Raw genomic sequence first — 24,444 nt, 5'->3', positions numbered from 1 at the left:
TGATCCATTGTCGCTCTCCTGCCGGAGCTATTCACTCTTGTTCTCCTGCCAGACGCCCTTGGCCTTGAGGCCGTCCGCAACCTCCTTGGGCATGTAGCGCTCATCATGCTTGGCCAGCACGCTATCGGCAACAAAAACCCCGTCCGGGCCGAAAGTACCCTCGGTGATGACGCCCTGCTCTTCGCGGAAAAGGTCGGGCAGGATGCCGGTGTAGGTGACCTTGACCGATTTGTGCGTGTCGGTCACCGAAAAGCCGACCGTGGCCCCCTGCCCGCGCTGGATCGTGCCTTTTTCGACCAACCCACCCAACCGGATGCGCTGCCCAGGCTGGACACTGGCGGTGGTGAGATCGGCCGGCATGTAGAAATAGGAGGCCTTCTGGCCAAGCGCGTAAAAAGTCAGCCCGGTCGCGGCACCCAGGAAGACCAGCCCGCCCGCGATCACCGACAATCGTTTCTGCTTGCGCGTCATGTCTTGTTCTACTCCGTCGCCGCAAGCCCAAGCGAAGCGGCAAAGGCAGTGAATTTCTTCGCCTGGTCACTGTCGGCTCCAAAGACGGCAATGGCGCGACCGAGCGCCTCACGCGCCTGATCGGCTTTGCCGAGCACGACATAGGAACGAACGAGCCGCATCCATCCTTCCGGATCGCGGGGATTTTGCCGCAGTTTGTCGTCGAGGCCGGCGACCATCGTATTGATCATGGCCTCCCGATCCTGCGGCGACATCGAGGATGCGGCGTCGACATCGCCGGCATCGGGACCGTTGGTGGCGCCGCTGGAGGCGACGTCGGAGCCTCCGGATTTGGCGAGCGCCTGCTCGACGGCACCGCGCCATGGCGAGTCCGGCGGCAATCTGCCCAGCATCGCCTGCCATGCCGTGGTCGCTTCCTTGGCGCGGCCCTCCTGCGCCAACGCCATGGCCAGGTAGAAACTCGCCTTCGCATTGGCCGGATCGAGCTTCAGGGCTGCCTCGAAAGCATCCTGGGCGTCGGCCGAGACAATGCCGCCTGCCGCGCTGGCGATCGCCTCGCCGAGACCGGCCTGGCGAACGGCGCTGTCGCCATCGAGCCGGATGGCGTTGCGATAGGCTCCCGCCGCGTCGGAAAAGCGCTGCATGCGCAGATAGACCGGTGCGAGCACGTCCCAGCCCCTGCCGTCGGTGGGATTGGCGGCCAGATGGGCTTCGGCCCGCGCCACCAGCTCGTCGACCGAACTGTCGGCGGGATTCTTGGCCAACCGCTCGCTGAGCGGTTGCGACGGCAGGTCGGGAGAGCCAAGCTTGACATAGAGCCCCCAACTGACCAGCGGCACCGCCAGCACGGCTACGGTTGCCACCAGCCTTGCCGTGATCGACGCTCGGCCAGGGTTCGCGCCGCCGGCGGTACCCGCATTGTCAAGGCGAATGATGCGGCGAGCGATCTCGGCGCGGGCCTCGGCTGCTTCGGCCGGCTGGATCAAGCCACGCGCGGCGTCGCGGTCAAGCTCGGACAATTGGTCCCGATAGACTTCGAGATCATGTTCGCCGCTCGACGACGCGCCCTTGGCGCTGGCGGCCAGCGGCAGCAGCACCGCCAGGCTTGCACCCAGCGTGAGAATGGCGGCTATGACCCAGAACAGCATGGTTCTTCCAATACCGGCAGAGCTCTGCCGTGCCAACAGATGCATGCTGCGACGCTTTGACGACGCCAGCCGCCAATCGCCGGCAGACGGTCGTCAGGTCAGCGGCGTCCAGCTGCCATCGGCGTTGCGGCAAGCGGTTCCACGCGCCGTGACTCCGGCGCCGGCGGAAAACACCGTCTGCGTGTACTGGCGGCAGTCCTGCGAACCGACGCGGTACGGCTGGGCCGGAACCACCTCGCCGTAGCGCGAAGCCTGAGCGCCTTTCCACGTCACCTTCTGGCCGCTGGTCGTGTATTCCAGCGCCTTGTATTCAGCCTCGAGCGCGCTGCGCTTCTCGGTCTCGCTGAGGCCGTTGCCGATCGTCCCGCTGATGAGGCCGCCGCCCATCGCCGAAATGATCGTCGTGGTCACCTTGCCGCTTGAAGGAGGTGTCGAGGCCGGTGCCACTGCCACGGTTGGACCCTTGCCGCTCAAGGTGGTGCAGCCGGAAACGGCCAGCAATGCGGAAACGAGAGCGACGCGAATCTTCATGCCAACAACCGATTTTCTTGAGTGGGAGCCTGCCATGGATGCGCCGGGGGCCGCGTCATCGGAGAAGTTGGCGTGGCCATAGTATTGATATTTGTCGGAAATTTGGCCGTTGGCAGCTGCGAGACCAATCGACATGCCGCCAATAACATCTCCCGTCCCTCTATGTCGATTGGCCCTGGTGAACATCACTGAAGGCTCCGCAATCGCACCACCGCCTTCAATCCGCCCATACCGGACCTTTCGAGCGCCAGAACGCCTCCATACTCGTTGACGAGGTCTGCGACAATGGCCAGCCCCAGACCTGTTCCGGGCTTTGTCTCGTCCAGACGCCGTCCTCGCTTCAGCGCCTCGCGCGCCTTGTCCTCGGGAATGCCCGGACCGTCATCCTCTATGCTGATCTCGAACAGGCCGGCCGGGTCGTCGTTGCCGGTCAAGGGCACGACCGAAACCTGCACCGCGCTCTTTGCCCATTTCATCGCGTTTTCAAGGAGATTGCCCAGCAATTCCTCAAGATCCTCGCGCTCGCCGGCGAAGACGATTTCGGCCGCCGGCAGCGACAGCGACAGATTTGTCTGCGGATTGAGCTTCTGCAGAACCCGCACCATGCGCTGCACCAGCGGCGTCACCGGCGTGCGGTAGACGACGCTGTCGCGCTGTGCCGCGACGCGGGCGCGCTGGAGATAGTGTTCGACCTGCTTCTGCATGGAAGCGGCCTGTTCGGCGATCAGCTGCCCCTTGGCGCCGCCGAGCGCGCGGCCCTCGTTGAGCAGTACCGCCAGCGGCGTCTTCAGCGAATGGGCGAGATTGCCGACCTGTGTTCGCGACCGCTCGACGATGCGCCTGTTGTTTTCGATCAACGCATTGGTTTCATTGGCAAGCGGTTCGATCTCGGCCGGGAAGCGGCCGTCGAGCCTCTGCGCGGTGCCCTCGCGCACCATGGCGAGCGCGTTCCTGACCCGGCGCAGCGGCTGCAGGCCGAGCAGGATGGCGATCGCGTTGATGGCGATCATGCCGACGCCGAACAGGCTGAGATAGGTCAGCAGGCGGCGCTGGAAGGTAGCGATTTCCTGTTCGAGTTCGCTCTGGTTGCCCATGACGCGGAAACGCGCGGCCCGGTTCTTGGCGTCGAGAACGAATTCGCTCTCGAAAACTTCGAGTTGCTCGCCGTCGATGCCTTCAGCTGCGTAGCTGCGCTGAAAGCTGGCATTGAACGGCACCTCGGCAACGCTCGGTGATGGGATCGTCGTGGTCATCGACGACGAGTGGAGATCGCCATGCACGCCCTCCGAAGCGGGCTCGACCGACCAGTACCAGCCCGAATTCGGCTCCGAGAACCGAAGGTCGCCGAGGTCTGGCGCGCCAGTCAGCGCTCCGCTGTCGGAGATGCCGATCGAACCGATCAGGTTGAACAGATGCGCCGAAAGCAGGCTGTCGAAGCCGCGCTCGCTGGCCTGGCGGTAGAGCGTGGTGATCAAGGTGAAGATGACAACGAGCGTCACGATCGCCCAGACCGTGGAAAAGGCGATAACGCGGAACGTCAGCGAACGCGGCCACAAACGCAGCGAAAGCGGCGTCCTTGCGGTTGGTTTGAGCGGTTCCGAGTTACGCCTCCGGCTCACGCATGCGGTAGCCCATGCCGCGCACGGTTTCGATCATGTCGATGCCCATCTTCTTGCGCAGCCGCCCGACAAACACCTCGATGGTGTTGGAATCGCGGTCGAAATCCTGATCGTAGAGATGCTCGACCAGTTCGGTCCGCGAGACCACTTCGCCCATATGGTGCATCAGATAGGCGAGCAGGCGGAATTCGTGCGACGTCAGTTTCAGCGGCACGCCGTCGACATCGGCCTTGGAGGCCTTGGTGTCGAGACGCAGCGGCCCGCAGGTCAGTTCGGACGAGGCATGGCCGGCTGCTCGCCGGATCAGGGCTCGTAACCTCGCCAGCACCTCCTCGATGTGGAACGGCTTGGTGACGTAGTCATCGGCGCCGGCATCGATGCCGGAGACCTTGTCGCTCCAGCGGTCGCGCGCCGTCAGGATCAGCACCGGCATCTTGCGGCCGCCGCGCCGCCAGCGCTCGACCACACTTATGCCGTCCATCTGCGGCAGGCCGATATCGAGCACGACCGCGTCATAGGGCTCTGTGTCGCCAAGGAAATGGCCTTCCTCGCCGTCGAAGGCGCGGTCGACGACATAGCCGGCATCGACCAGCGCATCCGATATCTGCCGATTGAGATCCTTGTCATCTTCGACGACGAGTACACGCATGCGGAGTTCGATACCTGTTGAAGAGCTTTGTCAGATTGAAGGGCTTGGTCAGATTGAAGAGCTTTGTCAGATTGAAGACTGGGGCAGATATAGGCCGATTCCGGCGGCCTGGGAAACGTAGCCTAAGGTTGATTGGGTCAGTTCAGCGGAACGACGATCTCGGAACGGCGCGGACGTTGTCCGTCCTTGCCTGGAACGAGCACCACGATGACACAGACAGGCTGACCGCCGCGCGTCGATTGCGAGGCCTTGGCCAGCGTTCCGCCATTCTGCTCGGCCACCTGCTGGCCGATGGCGTAGCAATCGGACGCCGCCAGTACGATCGGACTGGCCAGGTCGGGCGGCGCGATGACCGGCATCGCCATCGCCCGCGACGCGAACAGCCCGGCAGCACAAAGCGCCAGTGTCGCGATTCGGAAGTGGGAGCGAAGCGTTTTCATGACCGGCGTTGTAACGTATCGGTGCTGAACGTGAAATGAACGGTGAATGCCGCTGAAAACATCCTCGCCACACCCCTGCAACGCGAGACAATCAACCTGGAATTTCACCGCCTCGAACAGGTGAAATCCCGCGAAAGTCCAGTCTAGACTCGGTTTTGACCATATTGAAAGCGCATCAGGCATTTTCCTGCGTTATCGCGCGAAAACGCAGCAGCCCGTGATGGACGAGCAGATCCTCGTCATGGCGGGCTTCGGCGAATTCCAGCGACAGTCGTGTCTGGCCGCGAGGGCCAATCACCAATGCTGCGTCGGCAAGGCGCGCCTGGATGGCGGCCATGATGGCAAGCGTTTCGGCGTCGCCATGGGCTTTCGACCAGACATGCAGCGTAATCAACTGATCATCAGTGTTCTCGGTGCTCGTATCCCAGTCAAAAGCGGAGGTCTGGCCGCAGGTCACGTACGGAAAAGCGGCATTGTCGGTTGGCCGTTCGAGCAGTCCGGCGCCGCCCAGCAAGGCCGACAGCGATGCATCGCTTTTCAGCCTGAGAAACAGTGCCTGCTGTAAATCGTCTGGCGCGGTCATCGTCTTTTCCTCCAGTTCCTGCGCTGCCGATTATTGCTTTTCGGAAGCTGTCCGCGTTCTGCGTGTTCTGACAGATATAGCCATTCGACGCGCGGAGGCGATGGCGATTCGTCATCGGAATGATGGATGCCGATGATCTCGAAAGGGCGACTTTGCCAACACCATCGTCCGCGGGCACCGCGCCGCGAACATGGACTCTCGATTCCTGGTTACATATTCTCGCTACAGGGTCGCATGACGATCCACGAAGCAATTTCGGAAGCTGATGATGCTCGATGCAGAAAAGACCAGGGCTGCCTCGCGGTTGTTGGTAGGCCACTGGGACCAGGGCACCCGTCTCGGCGCCATACCTGAGGCGTTGCGCCCACAAACACGGCTCGAAGGTTACGCCATCCAGTCGCATGTCCTGGATCGCTCGGCGGCCTCGCTTTTCGGCTGGAAGATTGCCGCGACCAGTCTGGCCGGACAAAGGCACATCAACGTCGACAGGCCGATGGCCGGACGTCTCCTGGCCGAAAAAGCGGTGGAGGTCGGCGGGACCGTTTCGCTGGCGACGAGCAAGATGCGCGTGGCCGAGATCGAGTTCGCTTTCCGCTTCGGCCGCGAGTTGCCGCCTCGTCCTGCGCCCTATGAAATCGCCGAAGTGATGAAAGCCGTGGCGACCTTGCACCCGGCGATCGAAATTCCGGACTCACGCTATGACGATTTCTGCGCCGTCGGGGCGCCGCAGCTCATTGCGGACAATGCCTGCGCCAATCTGTTTGTCATCGGCGAGGCGGCGGAAGACGACTGGCGCGGCGTGGATCTTGCAAAACACCCCGTGGTCGCGTCCGTTTCCGGAAGGTCGCAACATAGCGGATCGGGAGCGGCCGTGTTGGGCGATCCTCGCATCGCGCTCACCTGGCTCGTCAACGAGCTGTCGGGCCTGGGCATAGCGCTCCAACCGGGACAGGTGGTGATTACAGGCACCTGCGTGACGCCGATAAGCGTCGAGGCAGGCGACGAAGTCACCGGCGATCTCGGCCGGTTTGGCCGCGTCTCGGTGCGGTTTGTCTAGGCTCCGCGCTGCCTGGCCACGAAACTGCGCACCGCCAGCACCAGCACGGTGATGATGATCAGGATCACCGAGAGCGCGGCGATCGCCGGGTCGATGTTGTCGCGCAGGCCCATCCACATCAGCCTCGGCAGGGTGATGGCGTTGACCGAGGTGATGAACAGGGTGACGCCGATTTCTTCCCACGACAGCACGAAGGAGAGCAGTGCCGCTGTGATGATGCCGAACTTGATGTTGGGCATGATGATGCGGGTGGCGCGCTCCCACACAGTGGCCCCTAAGCCCCGCGCGGCAAGGTCGATGCGCCGGTCGAGCTGGCTGAGCGAGACCAGCATCAGCACGGTGGCGAAGGGCACCGTCATCACCGAATGCGCCATGGCGACGCCGAGCCATGTGTCATAGCCGAAGAACGTGCTGAAGCCCGACATCGAGGTCAGCAGGAAGTAGAGCGTGATCGCCGAGACCACCGGCGGCACCACCATCGGCAGCAGCACGAAACCGACCAGGGCCGCGGTGAAGCGCGGCTGGAACATCCAGACGCCGAGGCTGAAGCACAGCGCGAGCACGGTGGAAAAGGCACTGCTGACGACACCGATGCGGATCGAGAGCAGGATCGATTGGAGCCAGCGCGGGTCCTCGACCAGCGCCCGGTAGTGGCGCAGCGACAGTTCGCCCGACGGCATTGCCAGCATGCGGCTCGGCGTCAGCGACACCGGGATGACCGCGAGCAGCGGCATCAGCAGGAAAAGCGCCACGAAGGCGGCGATGATCAGCGAGACGGGACCGGGGCGGTAGGTCGGCATCAGATCAACTGCTTCGGTCTGACATATCGGAACAAAAGCGCCATCAGCGCGCCGACGAACAGCACCAACACGACGCTGATCGCCGCCCCCAGGCCCCAGTCCGGGCTCTGGAAGATCCTGAGATAGATCAGCTCGGCGATCATGACGCTGCGGCCGCCACCGAGGATCGCCGGCGTGACGAAGAAGCCGAGCGAGAAGACGAACACGATCATCGCCGCGCCGATGATGCCGGAGCGAGTCATCGGCACGAACACTGTCCAGAAGGTGCGCATGCGGCTGGAGCCGAGCCCGCGCGCGGCCAGGAGCACGCGGTCGTCGAGGCTGCGCATGGCCGATGCCAGCGGGAAGACGGCGAAAGGAATGAGGAAATGCGTCATGCCGACGATGACGCCGAATTCGTTGCGCACCAGCGCCAACGGTTCGGAAATGAAGCCGATCGCCTGCAGCCAGCTGTTGATCAGGCCGCGATTGGAGAGCAGCGCCACCCAGCCGAAAGCACGGGTCAGCACGGAAATCCAGAAGGGAACGAGAATGCAGAACTCGGCGACCAGGCGCTGTGCCGGGGTTCCACGCACCCAGACGACGGTGATGGCGTAGGCAGCGGCCACCGAAACCACGGTGACGACCGCCGCGATGCGCAGCGTGCGGATGAACACCGACTGCACGAGATCGTCGGTAAGCAGCGCCTCATACTGGCCGAGGCCGGGCGTCGGCAGCGTGAAGCTCCATTTGACGACGCCGAGGAACGGCCAGGCATAGGCCAGGACAAGAAACAGGAGCAGCGGCGCCATCAACAGCGCCGCGCCCATCCTGTCGGAGAGATAGGATCTCATTTCGACCCGATTACCCCTGCCCTGATCAGGCCGAGATGATCTTGGTGTATTCGTCGAGCGCCGGCCCGTAGTTCTTGGCGTACCAGTCCATGTCGAGCGCGATCTGCTTCTTCATGTTCTCGGGATCGACCGGGTTGATGCGCTTCTTGTCGGCCGGGATCAGCGCGTCTGCCGCCGGGTTGGCGGGGCCCTGGCCGAGCTTGTCGAACATGACCAGCTGCTTTTCAGGGTCCTGGGCACTGGCGATGAACTTCATCGCAGCGTCCTTGCCGCCGGGATTGCCCTTGAGCACGGCGAGCGCACCGGGCGAGATCAGGCCCTGGTCCCAGATGAACTTGATCTTGCCGCCGCTATCCTGCTCGATCAGTGAAGCGCGGGTCGACCAGACGATCGCCATCGAGGCCTCGCCATTGAGCAGCACACTCTGGCTTTCGGCGCCGCCACCCCAATAGGCAACGACGTTTTCCTTGAAGGCGGCGATCTTGTCATGGGCGCGCTTGAGGTCGAGCGGGTAGAGCGACGCAGGCGCGATACCGTCGGCGAGCAGCGCCGCTTCCCAGCTCGACACGCCCCATTTGTAGAGCGAGCGCTTGCCGGGGAATTTCTTCACATCAAAGAAATCGGCCATGCCGGTCGGCGCGTCCTTGCCGTACTTCTCGGAATCATAGGCGATGACATAGGAGAAGAAATAGGTCGAGGCGGCGTATTCCCAACCAAAGCCGGGCCGCATCTTCTTCTTGTCGACGATGTTGTAATCGATCGGCTCGAGAGCCCCCTGGGCGCCGAGCGTGATGGCCGAGAACGGATCGACATCGACGAGATCCCAGGTCGGCGCGCCGCTCTTGAATTGCGCGGCGATGGCACCTTCGGTCGGACCCGAACCGTCCATCTTGACGGTGATGCCGGTGTCCTTGGTGAAGGCCTGGCCATAGGCGGCATCGTAGGCGGTGATGGCATCGCCACCCCAGTTGACCAGCACAAGTTCCTTGGCCTGCGCAAAGGCACCTGTCGAGCGCAGCAGCATCGGCGTGCCGGCCAGCACGAGTGCCGCCAGCTGCGTGAACTGCCGGCGCGAGATCTCGCCGCGACCTGCCCTGGCGGACAGGCTCTCGATGGCTTGTTTCTTGGTATCATGTGTCATGTCAGTTCCCCTTTTTGTTGTTAATAGTGCCCGAAAGCGGTGCTGCGATGTCTCGCGACACCGCTTGTCATTGTCCTCCATGCGGAAGGAGGAAACCCTTTTCCGCCGGCCAGGTGAGCCAGACGGAGTTGCCCTTGCTCAGCGCCGCGGCCGCCACCTCGTTGGGCACCGAGACCGTGACCTTGGCGCCTTGCCGCGTCGTCAGGTCGAGCCGCGTTGCCGCGCCGAGATAGGTGGAGTTGGTGGCGGTAGCGGCGATCCCATTCTCACCATCTGCCGCCTCGCTCGATATCGACATGTATTCGGGCCGGATCGCCAGGATGGCATCGCCGCGCACGAGTTCGGCCTTGCAGCCCATGCTGACCGCGCGGTCCTCGCACAGGCCGGTCGAGCCATTGCCGGCAGGCTTGACCCCCTTCAGCGGCAGCATGTTGATCTCGCCGAGGAACTCGGCGACGAAGCGGTTGTCCGGCCGGTCGTAGACCTCGTCGGGCGCTCCAACCTGCAGCAATTTGCCGTGGTTGAAGATGGCAACGCGTGACGACAGCGCCAGCGCCTCGCTCTGGTCGTGGGTGACGAAGACGAAGGTGGTCCCGGTCTCCTGGTGCAGCCGCTTCATCTCGGCCTGCATCTGGCCGCGCAGGCCCTTGTCGAGCGCGGAAAACGGTTCGTCGAGCAACAGCACGCCCGGTTCGAACACCAGCGCGCGGGCCAGCGCCACACGCTGCTGCTGACCGCCTGACAATTGCGCCGGCAGTTTTTTCTCGTGGCCCTTGAGGCCGACGCGCTCGATCATCTCGCCGACGCGGCGCTTGATGTCGGCGGCCGATTTCTTGCGCACCTTGAGTGGGAAGGCGATGTTGGCTTCGACGCTCATATGCGGGAACAGCGCGTAGCCCTGGAACACCATGCCGGCGGCACGTTGCTCGGCCGGCCGGTCGGTGATGTCGACGCCGTCGCTGAACAGCTTGCCTTCGGTCGGCTGCACGAAGCCGGCAAGGATCATCAGGAAGGTGGTCTTGCCCGAACCGGACGGCCCGAGCAGGGTCAGGAACTCGCCACGGCCGATATCGAGCGACAGATTGTCCAGCGCACGGAATGAGCCGAAGCTCTTGCCGATCCCGATTGCCTTGATCTCTGCGGCACGGCCGGGTTGCTGCATACTGCCCTTTCCCTAACGCTTGTCGAAATCGTAGGCAGGGTGCCGGCTCACCGCAACCGAATAGTTTTCGCGTGATCGGCAAATTCCATTCATCTATGGCGAGATGTCGCCACCTGCCCTCAATACGGCAGAATGCGGTTCTCCTGGAGTTTCGACCGCAGCCATCCTGCGAACGCTTCCAGCACCGGATGCGAAGCCTTGGCGTGTTCGGAGACCAGGAAATAGGAACGCGGCGACTTGATCGCTATGTCGAACGGCCTGACCAGCCGGCCCTCGCTCAGCGCCCGCCGGCTGGTCAGTTCGTCGCCCATGGCGATGCCCTGGCCGGCAATCGCCGCCGAAAAGACGAGGTTCATGTCCGAAAAGAAGATGCCGCCCTCAATGTCGGGGTTTTCCACCTTGGACAGCGCCAGCCAGCGCGCCCAATCCTCGGTGTCATCGAGATGCAGCAGGTTGGCGCGCAGCACGTCCGACGGCCGGGAAAAACCACCGACCTTGTTGAGCAGTGTCGGGCTGCAGAGCGGCGTGAACGAGATTTCACAGAGCGGCTCGACCGCCCGGTTCGGCCAATTGCCGACACCAAACGCAATGAAGGCATCGGCATCGGCATTGCTGACATCGTCGAGCCGGCGCGGCGTCAGGATGCGCAGCGCCACGTCAGGATACATCTGCCGGAACTCGCCGATATGGGTGCACAAGAACAGCGAGGCGAAGCCGGGCGTGCAACTGACGGCGAACGAGCCGCCGACTCCGGTGCCGGCATCGCGCGTCACCGCGTCGCCCAGAACGGTGAGCGCTTTGCGCACATCGCTGGCGTAGCGCTGGCCGCGCGGCGTCAACGCCACGCCCTTGCCGATGCGTTCGAGCAGGTCGAAGCCGAGGTCGCGCTCCAGCAGGCGAAGCTGATGGCTAACAGCGCTGCGGGTCAGGTGCAACTCGTCGGCGGCGCGCCAGACGCTGCCGTGCCGGGCGAAGCTGTCGAGCGCGCGCAGCGCTTGTGTCGATGGTATACGCAAGGAACCTCAGGTGAACCGAATTTGCACGAACCGGGAAAACATATCACTTTTTAGCGACCCGCTTCACTGCTTTCTTCTCATGCCATGGAGAAACCGGTGGCCACCTCGGCGCAAGCAACCGCCCTTGCCTGTCTCGACGGCATCCAGCCGTTGTTGTCCGCGTGGACACGCACCATCTTCGATTACGGCGAGACCGCGTGGCGGGAGTATCAATCAGCCGCCTGGTATGTCGAGCGGCTGAAACTCGAAGGCTTTTCCGTCGAAGAAGGCTCCGCCGGCATGCCGACCGCCTTCTGCGCGCATTGGACCAACGGCCCCGGCCCGACCATCGGCATGTACGCCGAATACGACGCGGTGCCGGGCAATTGCCAGGATGCCGCTACGGTCGAGCGTCCGCGCCGGGGACTTGGCAACCAGGCCGGCGGCCACACCGACCCGCATTCCGGCCTCGGGATTTCGAGCCTCGGCGGGCTGCTGGCGACCAAGGCGGCGATGCAGCGCCACGGCATATCAGGCACGCTGCGCTTCACCGGCGAGCCGGCGGAAAAGGTGCGCGGGTCAAAGCCGATCCATGCCGCCAAGGGCTATTATGACGGCCTTGCCGGCATGATCTCCTTTCATCCGTTCTACATGCTGCCGCTCTGCAACACGGCGCGCTGGGACACGCATTGCGGCGCGGCCTACGCGATGATCTATCGCTTCATCTGCGACCAACCGGAGCGCTGGGCGCTGGCTGCGGGTGCTGCACCCATTCCGCAAGCACATTCGGCGGCGCGCGCCCCCGGCGCCAACGACGCATTGATGATGATGTACATGGCCTCCAAGGCTCTGCGCGATTCCATACTGCCGCACCAGGGCGGCTGGTCGATCAGCGAAGCGATTCTGACGGCGGGGCAAGCAACCGCCGACAATTTGCCGGCCGGGCTGGCCGAGATCCAGTACATGATCCGCGTGCCGACGCTTGCCATGGCCGAGCAGGTCACCACGGTGCTCGACCGCAATGCCGAGGCCGCTGCCAGCATGAGCGGCTGCCGCCATGAGCGGCATTGGGTGTCGAAGTCACGACCGGGACTTGCCAACCATGCCATGGCCGAAATCGCCTATGAAGCGCTGTCGACGGCTGGGCCGCCGCGCTGGGACGAGGACGCCAAGGCAGTTGCCCGCGAAATACAGGTCAATGCCGGGCGCATGGCGAGCGACGAGCCGTTCATCGAAGAACTCGAGCGCTTGATCGAGCCGCAGGCGGCGGAAGCGATCCTGCGCCGCGATCTGCCGCCCTCGCAAGTCAATTCGACCTCCGACGATTACACCGACATGAGCTGGCATACGCCGACAGCACGGTTCTATGTCGCCCGCCCGGCGCTGCGTTCGGAGACCGGCTATCCCTATCCGGCATGGGTGATGAATGCGCTGGGCGGCATTTCGGCGACGATCGACCCGATGGTCATCTGCGCGTCCAAGACGGTCGCGCTGGCGGCGCTCCGCCTGCTGGAAGACCAGACCGCCCGCGATGCGGCGATGAATGAATTCGTCGCCCGCACCGGCGGCGGAATCGGTGGTTCGAACTGGATTGCGCCGCTCTGCGACTACGACCCGCCGATCGGGTTTCGATGGCCAGAATATGTCACCACCCCGCGCGGACGAGACTGGTGGATACCGAGCAATCAGACACCCCAAACCACTTCACGAGGAGCATCCCATGACCGTTCATGACCGCATTGTCGCCGAGCCGTTTTCGCTGCAGCGCCGCAACCCCGCCGGCGGCACCAAGCCGCTGACCGCCTGGGGTTTTGCCAACGAGACCGACGTGCTGACCGACGTCCTGCTTGGCTCACCCAATTTCCTGCGCCATCTGTCGACCAGTTCGCTGTCGCGAAAGCATCTGCGCGAGGCGCCCTGCAACGTCCAGATCGCCCAGGCGCAGCACAAGGACCTGGTCGCCGCCTACGAGCATTTCGGCGTCAACATCCACTGGCACGAGCCGACGCCTGAGCTGCCGATGCAGGTCTATTCCCGCGATTCCAGCGTCATGACGCCCTACGGCGCCTTCATTACCGCCATGGCCAACTGGTGGCGGCGCGGCGAGAACTATGCCGCGATCCGCACCTATGAAAAGCTCGGCATCCCGATCTACGACATGGTCACGGCAGGCACGTTCGAGGGCGGCGACTTCAACGTCATCGAGGACGGCGTCGTGCTGATCGGCTGCGGCGGCGCGCGTACGCAGGAAGAAGGCGCCCGCCAGGTGCAGGCATGGTTCGACAAGGAAGGTTGGGAAACCCGCATCGCCTTCATCGACGAGTATTATGTTCATATCGACCTGATGGTGGTGCCGATCGCCGAAAAACTGACCGCTGTCTGCCTGGCCTGCACCGAACCCGGCATTGTCGACTGGTTGAAGGGCAAGGGCCACGAGATCATCGACGTGCCGTTCCAGGATACGATGGCGCTGGGCTGCAACTTCATGTCGCTGGGCAAGGACCGGGTGATCGCGCCGACCTCCAGCCAGGCGCTGATCGGCCAGCTCAAGGCGCGCGGCTTCGAGGTCGCGGCCGTCGACATGAGCGAGATCTCGAAGACCGGCGGCGGCATCCACTGCATGGCGCAGGCGCTGAAGCGCGAACCGGCCTGAGGAGTGGGATAGCGCTACGCTGCTTCGCTCACATTCGCATCAGCATGATCGGCATCCTGGCGGCCGGTTGCAAGGTCGCGCGCGCAAAACGGCTGAGATCGCCGGCTGGCGGCACCATGTGCCCCGCTTGCGAGTCGCAACGCTGGCCGACGCGAAACTTGCGCGATAGCTAATATAAGCGCACAGTAAGAACGTCTTTTGGGAGAGGACAGCTCATCTGCAACTCGGGAGGAAACCATGAATTCCATGAGCCTCACCACGCTTGAACGCGGCAAAACGACAATCGACGCTGCGGCCCTGGAAGCATTTTCGGCACAATTGCGCGGCACCGTACTGAGCGAAGGCGATGCCACTTATGACGAAGCACGAACAGTCTGGAATGCCACGGTCGACCGACGACCCGGGCTGATCGCATGCTGCGTCGGCGCTTCCGATGTCATCAGTGCCGTGAATTTCGCCAGGGAGAACAGGCTTCTCGTCTCCGTGCGCGGCGGCGGCCACAACATTGCCGGAAGTGCGGTCTGCGATGGTGGCCTGATGATTGATCTGTCGTTGATGAAGTCGGTGCGGGTCGATGTCGCGGCGCGGCGGGCATGGGTCGGGCCTGGCGCGACGCTTGCCGATGTCGACAAGGAAACGCAGGCCTTCGGGCTGGTGGTGCCGACCGGAATCAACTCGACCACCGGCATATCCGGCCTGACGCTGGGTGGCGGCTTCGGCTGGATCACCCGCAAATTCGGCCTGACCATCGACAATCTTGCCTCCGCCGATGTGGTCACCGCCGACGGCAAACTGCTCCGGGCCAGCCAGACCGAAAATCCCGACTTGTTCTGGGCGCTGCGCGGCGGCGGCGGCAATTTCGGCGTCGTCACGGCATTCGAGTTCCATCTCCATGAGTTTGGACCGCAAGTGCTGGCAGGGCTTGTCGTCCATCCCTTCGCCGATGCCGAAAAGGTGCTGCGGGAGTATCGCAAGGCGCTCGAAACCGCTCCTGACGAGTTGACCTGCTGGGTAGTCATGCGGCAGGCGCCGCCGCTGCCCTTCCTGCCCGCGGAATGGCATGGCAAGGAGGTTCTGGTTCTGGCCATGTGCTATTGCGGCGATATTGAGACGGGCGAAAAGGCGACGCAGAAACTTCGAGCCATCGGCACGCCGATTGCCGATGTCGTGGGCCCCAGCCCGTTCACCGGCTGGCAGCAGGCATTCGACCCACTGCTCACGCCCGGCGCCCGCAACTACTGGAAGAGCCATGACTTCACCGAGTTTTCCGAGGAGGCGGCTGCGGTCGTCAGGGGGGCAATAGCCAAGCTGCCGGGACCCGAGTGCGAGATATTTATCGGCCATGTCGGCGGCGCGGCAGGTCGCGTCAAGGCGGACGCAACGGCGTTCCCACAGCGCAGTTCGCATTTCGTCATGAACGTTCACGCCCGCTGGCGCGAACCGACGATGGACAAGGCTTGCACCGACTGGGCTCGTTCAATCTACGAGGCGGCCAAACCTTATGCCGCCGGCACCGCCTACGTGAACTTCATGCCGGAGGACGAGGTCGACCGGGTCGAAGCGGCCTATGGTGGCAACCATCGACGGCTTCTGGAAATCAAGCAGCGCTACGACCCGCTGAACCTGTTCCGCATGAACCAGAATTTGCGTCCAAAAGAAAGCTTGCGAGCCGCATGAGACGCGCCGTGCTGCAGTGAAAAAGCTCACGCCTCCGCTGGAGGCGCGGGCACATGCTGTTGGCGCCGGCTGTATTCTTGGGCCGGCCCATCAGCAACAAACCCAATACTGTGTCTTCGCCGCCCTTGTGAGTGCTGGAAAAATGGAGGAATAGTCTCCCGGAATGCATCGCCCTGAAATTGCCGGTTTGCGGTTCTCAGGTCGTGCAATTGCTAGCCGGATTCCGAATGGCCAGTCCCGAACCGCGCAAAAGAAGAGGTCCGATCGCCGCTCGGCTGCTGGCGCTCGATGCGTGGATCGATTCCTCGCTCTATGAGATCGGCTTCAAGGCGCGCCAGTTCTGGGAATCAGCGACGATCTTCTCGCGGCGCTTCCGCGTCAACGGCTGGCGCCGTGGCATCATCGAACTGTTGAGCGAAGGTTTCACGCTCGGCGCCGTCGGCATCGTGGTGATGCTGGCGCTGGCCATTCCGGCTTTCCAGGACACGGCCGGCGACTGGCGCGCCCAGGGCGACTTCGCCGTCACCTTCCTTGACCGCTACGGCAACGAGATCGGCCAGCGCGGCATCATCCAGCGCGATTCCGTGCCGGTCGACGAGATGCCCGATCACGTCATCAAGGCGGTGCTTGCCACCGAGGACCGTCGCTTCTTCGATCACTACGGCATCGATGTGCTCGGCCTGTCGCGCGCGATCTTCGAGAATGTGCGGGCGAACTCCGTCGTCCAGGGCGGATCGAGCATCACCCAGCAGTTGGCCAAGAACCTGTTCCTCACCAATGAGCGCACGCTGGAGCGCAAGATCAAGGAAGCCTTCCTGTCGCTGTGGCTCGAGGCCAATCTGTCGAAGAAGGAGATCCTGCAGCTCTATCTCGACCGCGCCTATATGGGCGGCGGCACGTTCGGCATCGAGGCTGCCGCCGACTTCTATTTCGGCAAGAGCGTCAAGGACCTGAACCTGGCCGAGGCGGCGATGCTGGCCGGCCTGTTCAAGGCGCCGACCAAATATGCGCCGCACATCAACCTGCCGGCGGCGCGCGCGCGCGCCAATGTGGTGCTGTCCAACCTTGTGGATGCCGGTTTCATGACCGAAGGCCAGGTTCTGCAGGCCAGGCTGCATCCGGCCGATGTCGTCGACCGCGGCGAACAGAAAAGCCCTGACTATTATCTCGACTGGGCGTTCGACGAGGTCAAGAAGATCGCCAAACCTGGCCAGCACTCGCTTCTCGCCCACACCACCTTTGACGCCAACATCCAGAAGGCGGCGGAAGAATCGGTGGAGTTCCACCTGCGCCAGTTCGGCAAGGAGTACAACGTCACCGAAGGTGCCGTCGTCGTCATCGAGACCAACGGCGCCGTGCGCGCCATCGTCGGCGGCCGCGACTATGGGGCCAGCCAGTTCAACCGCGCCACCAAGGCGCTGCGCCAGACCGGCTCATCATTCAAGCCCTATGTCTACGCAACCGCGATGGAACACGGCTTCACCCCCAACTCCATCATTTCCGGCGGCCCGATCAGCTGGGGCAGCTGGTCGCCGCACAATTACAACGGCGGATCGGCCGGCAACGTCACGTTGATCATGGCAATGGCCAAGTCGATCAACACCGTGCCGGTGCGGCTGGCCAAGGATCATCTCGGCATCGGCCCGATCAAGGCCATGGCCGAGGCGATGGGCGTGGAATCGCCGATCGAAGCACATAAGACGATGGTGCTCGGCACCTCGAGCATGACGGTGATGGACCAGGCGACGGGCTACAGCGTGTTCGCCGACAACGGCTTCGTCGGCTCCCGGCACGGCATCAGCCAACTCGTCACCCGCACCGGCGAGGTGGTCTATGATTTCGCCAAGGACGCGCCGCCGCCACACCGGGTGCTGTCCGAGCAGGCGCTCAAATCGATGAACACCATGCTGGCCGCAGTGCCGGTGATGGGTACGGCGCGGCGAGCCCAACTTCCCAACATCGTCGTCGCCGGCAAGACAGGCACCACGCAGTCCTACCGCGACGCCTGGTTTGTCGGCTTCACCGGCAACTACACGGCGGCGGTATGGATGGGCAATGACGACTTCACGCCGACCAAGAACATGACCGGTGGCTCACTGCCGGCGATGGTGTGGCAGCGACTGATGGTCTACGCGCACCAGAACATCGACCTCAAGCCGATCCCTGGCATCGACAAGCCCTTCGTCGATGAGGAGATCGCCGCCAAGGCCGAGGAAGCACAGAAGAAGAGCGACGATCAGGCGGCGGCCGATGCAGCCGCCGAACGGCCGCCGGTGCTGTCCAGCCGCACGACCCAGACGCTGCGGGACATGACCACGCTGTTCCATTCGGCGCCCGTCCTCAGTACGCCGCAACTGCCGGAGACGCTATCGGCGCTGTGATTGGCGCCGAGACAGTTGAGGGGTGATGGCCGGATCACCGCCATTGCCAAGCTGGAACACCCCTCATCCGACCGAGCTTCGCTCGGCCACCTTCTCCCGCAAGGGGAGAAGGGAGAGCCGTCTGCAATTCTACGTCGGCCCGCTTGCCACAAGGCCCCACGCCGCGATATCCCCGAGCGGCAACTCTTCGTGTTCCCGGCCCCTCATGCTCAAAACTGCCTTCCTGACGCTGCTTTCGCTTGCCATAGCCATCGTCGGCGGTGGCGGCAGCGTCTGGTATGCGCTGAAAATCCAGGATGGGGTCGGCGCCATCAGGATCGGCCAATGGACGGCCTTTCCCGATATCGGCACACCGGCCGCCGATCCCTATTCCAAGGCCCGCGTGGCGCGCGAGGGTGTGCTTGCGCTCGGCCGCGCCGAGGGGCTGTCCTTCGTCGCCGAGCGAGACGCGGCCGGCGCCGAGCTCAAGCGCGAATGCACCTACACAATCGAGGGTGATTTTCCGACGGCACGGTTCTGGACGCTTTATGCCGCCGACCAGTCGCTCGGCGTGGTCAAAACCGGCAAACCCCGGCTGGCGGCGCTGCAATCCTACGGGGTGGTGCGCCAGCCCGACAATTCGGTGATCATTTCAGCCGGCCATCACCCGATGCCGGGCAATTGGCTGCTGACAGACGGCTTCGGCAGGATGTATTTCGTGCTGACCTTCTACGACACGCCAATCGCCAGCAGCACCGGCCTGTCGGACGTCTCGCTGCCGCATATCGTCAAGGTCGGCTGCAATGCGTAGTTTTTACGCTGCGATGCGCGGACTTCTGCATGCCGTCCTGCTCGGTCTGCTCGGCGCCGGCATCGTGCACATCGCCGTGCTGCTGCTGGTGCCCGAGTTTTCCGAACGCGATGCCTGGTCGCGGCTGTCCATGGCGTCGGATCTCTACAAGATGACGCGGCTCGATGCCGAGGCCGGTGGCGCGCCCGTGGTGAAATCCGTCGACCCGCTGTTTTACGCGACGGCCTGCCGTTTCGATCTGGGCGAAGGCATGGTCCGCGTCAAGGCACCTGGGCATGTCCCGTTCTGGTCGGTGTCGGTCTATGACCGCAGCGGCCACAACATCTATTCCTTCAACGACCACACAGCGACCGGCGGCGTTCTGGATGCCGTCGTGCTGACGCCGGCGCAGATGATCGACGTGCGCAAGGATCTTCCCGAGGATCTTCAAGGAGCGATCTTCGTCGAAGCGCCGATCGAGGAAGGCATCTTCGTCATCCGCGCCTTCGTGCCCGACAGCAGCTGGAAGCCGATCGTGTCGCGCTTCTTCGAACAGAGTTCCTGCGAGTTGCAGGACTTCTAGAGCGTGTCGCGTCTGAACGGATTCAGACGACCCGCTTTGGATCTTTGTTTTTATGCATGTCGTTCTCCCAAAACCGAGGTCACTTTTGGGCGACATGCACTAGACATGACCCCGGACCAAAGGTCCGTGGCCGCCGAAACTCAGTGGTGCGGGACCGGTTTTGTTCCTGGCGAGCCCGGCTTGTCGGGATCGATCGGCCGCACTTCGCCGGCATGCGGCCGCTCGTAACGGATGCCGGGAAAGATGATCACTGCCGCCGGCATTTCGGCGGTTTGCTTTACTCTGGTGTTTGGTGCCGTACGCGGCACGAAAGACAGTACCATGCCCATGGTTCGCGCATTCCTCTCGGTTTCCCCGGAGCACAACGCAACGCCTCCAAATGTCATTAAGGCCGGCAGAGGGTTAACGGAACGCTAACGGATCGTCGCTAACTTGAACTTTGTTCTTGGCACTCTCGGAACCGGCACGGTCCCGGTCGAGCGTCGTCAAGGTTGTGTCGAGTACGGGCGTATCCTTCGTGTCATCTTCGGACTTCAGGCAAATCGCGGTGCGAAAAGACTCGGGAAAGGCCGAAAGGCTGTTCCGAGCCGCGGTGTCGGCGTTCTGTTCGCTCACCCGCCCATCACGCCGCGAGATCGGTCAACTCGAAGACCTGACGCTGCCGCTGTTCAATGACGTGTCCGTCGAATCTCGCCGTTACGTGGCAGCCGCCCTTTCCGAATGCGAATACGCCCCCGCCGCCCTGGTGCGCCGCCTTTGCGAGGAACCGGTCGACATTGCCGCGCCGCTGCTCATCCGCTCACGCGCCGTCAGCGACATCGATCTCATCGCGCTGATCGGGCGACATGGCCTGCCGCATGCGCGTGCCATCGCGCGCCGCAAGGGTTTGAACCCGACCATCGCTGATCTGATCAAGGCCCTCGAGAGGCCAACCCTGGTGCGCGCGCCGCAACCGGATGCGAATGCCGCCGCGGCAGACAAGATCGCGCCAGCGAGCACGGTAACCGCCTCTGACGAGCCCGCCCGGGAACAGGCACTCGGCATCGCGGCTGAGAATGCACGGCGCAGGCTGCGCTCGATGATGCGCACGGGCGACGAGGCGGCAGCGACGAACGCCGATCCTTTCAAGGGCGCCGACATCTATGTGAAATTGCGCGAGACAGCGCTGACGGGAAACGCCGCGTTCTTCCAGACCGCGCTCGCCGATGCACTCGATATCGATTTCGAGATCGCGCGATCGCTCACCGCCAACCAGAATTATGCCTCGCTGCTTGCCGCCTTGCGCTCGCTCGACCTCAGCGAAGACAGGGCCTTCCTGATCACGGTTGCCGTCTATCCCAACCAGTTCCCGCATCCGCAGGCTATCCGCACCTTCCTCGACCGTTACCGGCTGCTGCATCGTGAAGCGGCCCAGGACAAGATGCGGTCGTGGCGGGCGGAAGCCCTTTCAAGGGTGGTTCGCGGCGCAGCACCTGCCAACGGCGATACACGCACCGCCTCGAACAGCGACGATGCGGCGGCTTCGTCCGGCCTCAGGGCGTCTTCACGGAAATAAGCTCCTCGACGGGCACGGTGCCGGCCTCGATCTCGACCACCCAGATATCGGGATCGAATTTTTTCTCCCTTTCCAGCCTGGCGTCGAGCACTGTGGCATCCTCGCCGGTTCCGAGCTGAGTGAAAAACCGGTCGTCGGGCTTGGCCGAATCATAGCTTGTCTGCGGCGCCGGCCCGAACAGGGCAACCTCGCCCAGCCTGCCCCGCGCCAGGACGAACACAGCGCCGGCCTCGGTCGCGCCGCGCTTGACCACGGCAGCAAATCCCCCGGCGCCGAAAACCCGGCGCAACAGGGCCGAGACCCACAGATCCGATGTGACGCGCATGAGAGAGCTCCCTAAACTGCCGGTTCTCCATCGATATTTCCGCCGCTGGCCGAGCCGTCGTTTCAGCCGTCAGTTGGTCAGGCCGATCTCGCGCATCTTGACGTAGACGATCTCATCGGGCTCGCCGGTCTGCGGCAGCCCGAACAGCGACTGGAATTCCTTGATCGCCGCCTTGGTGCGCGCGCCGACGACACCATCCAGCTGCATGTCGTCATTGCCGAACGCCTTGAGCCCGGCCTGGATCTTGACGATGCGGGCATCGGGCGCTTGCGTCTCGGCATCCGCCTGCCCGGAATTTGTCTGTCCTGAACCTGTCTGCAAAGACACCGGAACGGCGGCCGGCATATCCGGGCGCGGCTGCGGCCTGGGTACGACGGAAGCGGTTTTCGGCGTCGCGCCCAGTTGATCGAGCAGAAGCGCGTCGATCTCGCCGGACGCGTTGAGCCCGACCTTCTGCTGATAGTCCTGGATGGCCTTGCGGGTGTTGGGTCCGGAAATGCCGTCGACCGTTCCCGAATAGAAATCAAGATCCTTCAATATGCCTTGCACCTGCTCGACAACCGGATCGCCCTTGATCGGTGCCGGCGCGCCGGATGGCCGCACGATGTTGAACGTCGTTTCCGGCTCGTCGGGCGCCGCGTGCGGAAAGCCCGCAATGCTGCGGGTCGCGAAGAATGCGCCGGCATGCGGGAAAGGCTGGTACCACAAGGCATTTGCGGAGACGTAGAACAGCGTCACCAGGAATGCCGTCGAGCCGCCCACCAGGACAGGATTGCGCGAGATCATGCCGCCGACGGCAACAGCGCCGTCCTGAAAGGCATTGCTGCGGCGCTTGACCGCCTTAGCCGGTTTTGCGGAGCGAGCCATCTCTGTCCCCTTTCGCCATCGCTACAGGCATGGTCAGCACGCCGGCCTTCTCCGCCTGATGTCCCTTCGGTCCGTTCACCGGCAGGCTGATGGTCACCGTGGTGCCCTCGCCCGGCATGCTTTCGATGGACATCGTGCCTTCGTGCAGCGCCACCAGGCCCTTGACCAGTGAAAGGCCAAGACCAGTCCCCTCGAAACGGCGGGTATAGTCGTTCTGGATCTGCATGAAGGGCTTGCCGAGATTGGCGAAATCCTCCTCGGCGATGCCGATGCCGGTATCCCTGACCCAGAAATGCAGGCGCGAACCGATCCGCTTGGCACCGACGACGACGTCGCCGCCGTCGGGGGTGAACTTGATCGCATTGGAGACCAGGTTGATCAGCATCTGCTGCACGGCGCGCTGGTCGGCATTGATGTCGCCGGCGTTCGGCGCGATCTGCGCCCGCAGATCGATGTTCTTGGCCTGCGCCTGCAGCTGCATCATCGACTGGCACATGTCGACCGCTTCCGCGAACCGGAACGGCTCCGGCTCGGTCGCATAAACGCCCGATTCAATCCTGGACACGTCGAGTATCGAGGTTACGACGGCGAGCAGATGCTGGCCCGAATCCCTCACCAGGCCGACATATTCCTTCTGGCGCGGATCCTTGAAGCCGCCGAACATCTCATGCAGCAGCATATCCGAGAAGCCGATGATGGCATTCAACGGCGTGCGCAGTTCGTGGCTGACCACCGCCAGGAAGCGCCCCTTCGCCACTTCGGCGGATGCGGCCGCCTCATTGGCCGCCGCGAGATCCTCGCGCAACCGGGCGATCTCGTCATTCTCGCGCAGGACGAGCGTAAAGACGTCACCCTGTTCCTCACCGCGCACCAGATCAAGCGAGAACGGGCGGTAATTGTCGGCCGTCAGGCTATTGCCGTTCTGAGGCAGGCGGATGCGCAATTCGAGCCGGCGCGACAGCGCACCGTCGCGCATGTCGGCCATTGCGCTGAGATAGGAAACGCGATCCGACAGATGGACGCGATCGAAGAGGCCGTTTCCAGACAGCAGTTCGGGCGGCAGTTTCAAAAGCGTGCGCGCTTTCGGCGACGCGTCCAGGACCTCGCCATGGCGGGCGACCCGCAAGACCACCGCATCGATGATTTCTTCGAGCCGGTCGGCAGTGTCGACCACAGCCGCGTCGGCCGTGTTTTGAAACGCCGATGCACGCGGCATCAGCGTAAGCGCCCACGCCAACGGCACCAGCCAGTGCCACGCCGCGATCTGCGCTCCTGCGAACGGAAATACGGTTCCAGCCAAAGGCTGAGCCAGGATGGCGACAGCGGCCGACACGGCTCCCCACAGTGCTGCACGTCGCGAGCCGCCGATCCACCAGGCTTCGAAAGGCAGCGCCAGGACAAGCATGGCGACAGGCGAACTCAGCCCGCCCGCGGCGGCAATGAGACTGCCGAGAGAAATGCCGGCCAGCACCAGGGCGAGCCCACTCGCTATCGCCATCTTGCCGGTCGCCGCCACCAGCAAGGCGACGAACCAGCACAGGCCAAAGGCGGCGAAGATGGCGGCCATGGTGACGGCAACGCCCATGCCTGAAGTGACCAGGGTGACCGCGGTGCCGGCGGCAAAGAAAGGAGCGGCGAGCATGACGCCGATGAAACGGCGCTGGCGCTCGCGGTGGCTCCGCCCAAGGATGGACGGATGGACCATACGTTCGCAACCGGCAGAAATCGCGCCAGGCAATTCAACGTATCTGGCCTTGATTGAACTCAACTCAACGCACTCGCACTTGTCGTGGACAGCTCTGCTTTGCAGATGGTTCTGGTTGGCTTTGAAACTGGCATCCAGCGTTTAAGGAATGGATAAGGCAAGGCCGACCAAGGCCCTGGCCTGCGGCAAATATCGGGATGCCGGCCGCCGAAAGCACGGGCAAATGCAGCCATAGTAAACGGAGAGTTATCCGGCGACGGCACCTATCGGACAGGCACACACGGCACCCGGACTTCCACATTCCACAAAAAATAGAGCAAAATCATAGGGATATATGGTTATTTGTTGTTAGGGAAAATCACTGGCAATTGAGACAAATCGATTACAGAATGCTTCGTTTCCAATTTGTCTAAAATTTGAGGAAAATTCTCTCTTTGCCCGCAAGCCGTCCTTTGCGCCTGTGTGCCAAGATCCTGCCTACAAAAGAGGTCATGCCATAT

Annotated in this window: 24 protein-coding genes; 8 read left to right on the top strand and 16 right to left on the bottom strand. The window is 63.3% G+C overall.

The features are described 5' to 3' along the window. Positions 1-27: 27 nt before the first annotated feature. The 7 genes from ccmE to AC0L3E_RS12215 form a co-directional block, all read right to left on the bottom strand. Positions 28-471, bottom strand: a complete 444-nt coding sequence (gene ccmE / locus AC0L3E_RS12245) for a cytochrome c maturation protein CcmE (protein WP_127292579.1) — start codon at positions 469-471, stop codon at positions 28-30. A gap of 8 nt (positions 472-479) precedes the next feature. After that, entirely contained in the window at positions 480-1,619 is a 1,140-nt protein-coding gene (gene ccmI, locus AC0L3E_RS12240; protein WP_473604853.1) for a c-type cytochrome biogenesis protein CcmI, read from the bottom strand. Between the two features lie 93 nt (positions 1,620-1,712). Continuing rightward, entirely contained in the window at positions 1,713-2,150 is a 438-nt protein-coding gene (locus tag AC0L3E_RS12235) for a hypothetical protein (RefSeq protein WP_292337608.1), read from the bottom strand. A 185-nt stretch (positions 2,151-2,335) separates the two neighbouring features. Next, entirely contained in the window at positions 2,336-3,769 is a 1,434-nt protein-coding gene (locus AC0L3E_RS12230) for an ATP-binding protein (protein ID WP_473604852.1), read from the bottom strand. Continuing rightward, positions 3,753-4,418 (bottom strand): response regulator transcription factor, encoded by a 666-nt coding sequence (locus tag AC0L3E_RS12225; protein ID WP_023812809.1) that lies wholly within the window; start codon positions 4,416-4,418, stop codon positions 3,753-3,755. The genes AC0L3E_RS12230 and AC0L3E_RS12225 overlap by 17 nt, the downstream gene beginning before the upstream one ends. 137 nt (positions 4,419-4,555) lie before the next feature. Continuing rightward, the gene (locus AC0L3E_RS12220) at positions 4,556-4,858 is read right to left on the bottom strand and encodes a hypothetical protein (protein WP_127269164.1); all 303 of its coding nucleotides are present in this window, start codon (positions 4,856-4,858) and stop codon (positions 4,556-4,558) included. A 175-nt stretch (positions 4,859-5,033) separates the two neighbouring features. Next, positions 5,034-5,441: a DUF3168 domain-containing protein gene (locus AC0L3E_RS12215; RefSeq protein ID WP_292337611.1), complete on the bottom strand. Its 408-nt coding sequence runs from the start codon at positions 5,439-5,441 to the stop codon at positions 5,034-5,036. A 268-nt stretch (positions 5,442-5,709) separates the two neighbouring features. On the opposite strand from AC0L3E_RS12215, the gene AC0L3E_RS12210 reads away from it, so the two are divergent. Continuing rightward, positions 5,710-6,498, top strand: a complete 789-nt coding sequence (locus tag AC0L3E_RS12210; RefSeq protein WP_473604851.1) for a 2-keto-4-pentenoate hydratase — start codon at positions 5,710-5,712, stop codon at positions 6,496-6,498. Here the strand turns inward: AC0L3E_RS12210 and AC0L3E_RS12205 are convergent. The 5 genes from AC0L3E_RS12205 to AC0L3E_RS12185 all read right to left on the bottom strand — a co-directional run bounded on the left by AC0L3E_RS12205 (position 6,495) and on the right by AC0L3E_RS12185 (position 11,450). Then, positions 6,495-7,298: an ABC transporter permease gene (locus AC0L3E_RS12205; protein WP_128307466.1), complete on the bottom strand. Its 804-nt coding sequence runs from the start codon at positions 7,296-7,298 to the stop codon at positions 6,495-6,497. The two genes, AC0L3E_RS12210 and AC0L3E_RS12205, sit on opposite strands and share 4 nt — an antisense overlap. After that, positions 7,298-8,131 (bottom strand): ABC transporter permease, encoded by an 834-nt coding sequence (locus tag AC0L3E_RS12200; RefSeq protein WP_127267594.1) that lies wholly within the window; start codon positions 8,129-8,131, stop codon positions 7,298-7,300. Before AC0L3E_RS12200 ends, AC0L3E_RS12205 begins: the two co-directional genes overlap by 1 nt. Before the next feature lie 25 nt (positions 8,132-8,156). After that, positions 8,157-9,272, bottom strand: coding sequence for an ABC transporter substrate-binding protein (locus AC0L3E_RS12195; protein ID WP_023812803.1), 1,116 nt, complete (start codon positions 9,270-9,272; stop codon positions 8,157-8,159). A 67-nt stretch (positions 9,273-9,339) separates the two neighbouring features. Then, complete coding sequence (locus tag AC0L3E_RS12190; protein ID WP_128307467.1) at positions 9,340-10,434, bottom strand: ABC transporter ATP-binding protein; 1,095 nt, start codon at positions 10,432-10,434, stop codon at positions 9,340-9,342. Between the two features lie 119 nt (positions 10,435-10,553). Continuing rightward, a complete protein-coding gene (locus tag AC0L3E_RS12185; protein WP_013532647.1) occupies positions 10,554-11,450 on the bottom strand; it encodes a LysR substrate-binding domain-containing protein in 897 nt (298 codons plus the stop codon). An 84-nt stretch (positions 11,451-11,534) separates the two neighbouring features. On the opposite strand from AC0L3E_RS12185, the gene AC0L3E_RS12180 reads away from it, so the two are divergent. The 6 genes from AC0L3E_RS12180 (at position 11,535) to AC0L3E_RS12155 (ending at position 19,492) form a co-directional block, all read left to right on the top strand. Then, the gene (locus AC0L3E_RS12180; protein ID WP_128307468.1) at positions 11,535-13,163 is read left to right on the top strand and encodes a zinc-binding metallopeptidase family protein; all 1,629 of its coding nucleotides are present in this window, start codon (positions 11,535-11,537) and stop codon (positions 13,161-13,163) included. Then, positions 13,150-14,082 (top strand): dimethylarginine dimethylaminohydrolase family protein, encoded by a 933-nt coding sequence (locus AC0L3E_RS12175; protein ID WP_027035801.1) that lies wholly within the window; start codon positions 13,150-13,152, stop codon positions 14,080-14,082. Before AC0L3E_RS12180 ends, AC0L3E_RS12175 begins: the two co-directional genes overlap by 14 nt. Positions 14,083-14,319: 237 nt before the next feature. Next, the gene (locus tag AC0L3E_RS12170) at positions 14,320-15,759 is read left to right on the top strand and encodes an FAD-binding oxidoreductase (RefSeq protein ID WP_128307469.1); all 1,440 of its coding nucleotides are present in this window, start codon (positions 14,320-14,322) and stop codon (positions 15,757-15,759) included. 227 nt (positions 15,760-15,986) lie between these two features. Then, the gene (locus tag AC0L3E_RS12165) at positions 15,987-18,140 is read left to right on the top strand and encodes a transglycosylase domain-containing protein (protein WP_127327194.1); all 2,154 of its coding nucleotides are present in this window, start codon (positions 15,987-15,989) and stop codon (positions 18,138-18,140) included. Positions 18,141-18,345: 205 nt separating this feature from the next. Beyond that, a complete protein-coding gene (locus tag AC0L3E_RS12160; RefSeq protein ID WP_473604850.1) occupies positions 18,346-18,930 on the top strand; it encodes a DUF1214 domain-containing protein in 585 nt (194 codons plus the stop codon). Further along, positions 18,923-19,492 (top strand): DUF1254 domain-containing protein, encoded by a 570-nt coding sequence (locus AC0L3E_RS12155; protein WP_127271883.1) that lies wholly within the window; start codon positions 18,923-18,925, stop codon positions 19,490-19,492. The genes AC0L3E_RS12160 and AC0L3E_RS12155 overlap by 8 nt, the downstream gene beginning before the upstream one ends. 140 nt (positions 19,493-19,632) lie before the next feature. Here AC0L3E_RS12155 and AC0L3E_RS12150 read toward each other — a convergent pair whose 3' ends face one another. Then, the gene (locus tag AC0L3E_RS12150; RefSeq protein ID WP_127321658.1) at positions 19,633-19,821 is read right to left on the bottom strand and encodes a hypothetical protein; all 189 of its coding nucleotides are present in this window, start codon (positions 19,819-19,821) and stop codon (positions 19,633-19,635) included. 188 nt (positions 19,822-20,009) lie between these two features. On the opposite strand from AC0L3E_RS12150, the gene AC0L3E_RS12145 reads away from it, so the two are divergent. After that, positions 20,010-21,047, top strand: coding sequence for a hypothetical protein (locus tag AC0L3E_RS12145; RefSeq protein WP_473604849.1), 1,038 nt, complete (start codon positions 20,010-20,012; stop codon positions 21,045-21,047). On the opposite strand, the gene AC0L3E_RS12140 is transcribed toward AC0L3E_RS12145, so the two are convergent. From AC0L3E_RS12140 to AC0L3E_RS12130, 3 genes are all read right to left on the bottom strand, one after another. Beyond that, positions 21,025-21,372, bottom strand: a complete 348-nt coding sequence (locus AC0L3E_RS12140; protein WP_127268163.1) for a DUF1491 family protein — start codon at positions 21,370-21,372, stop codon at positions 21,025-21,027. The genes AC0L3E_RS12145 and AC0L3E_RS12140 overlap by 23 nt on opposite strands. A 69-nt stretch (positions 21,373-21,441) precedes the next feature. After that, a complete protein-coding gene (locus AC0L3E_RS12135) occupies positions 21,442-22,239 on the bottom strand; it encodes a peptidoglycan-binding domain-containing protein (protein ID WP_128309500.1) in 798 nt (265 codons plus the stop codon). Beyond that, on the bottom strand, positions 22,214-23,944 hold the full coding sequence (locus AC0L3E_RS12130) for a sensor histidine kinase (protein WP_473604848.1): 1,731 nt from the start codon (positions 23,942-23,944) through the stop codon (positions 22,214-22,216). The genes AC0L3E_RS12135 and AC0L3E_RS12130 overlap by 26 nt, the downstream gene beginning before the upstream one ends. Positions 23,945-24,444: the final 500 nt, after the last annotated feature.

The sequence above is a fragment of the Mesorhizobium sp. WSM4822 genome, assembly GCF_055811155.1.
Note: the sequence above shows the minus strand (reverse complement) of the source record. Positions and strands in the feature narration are given on the sequence as shown.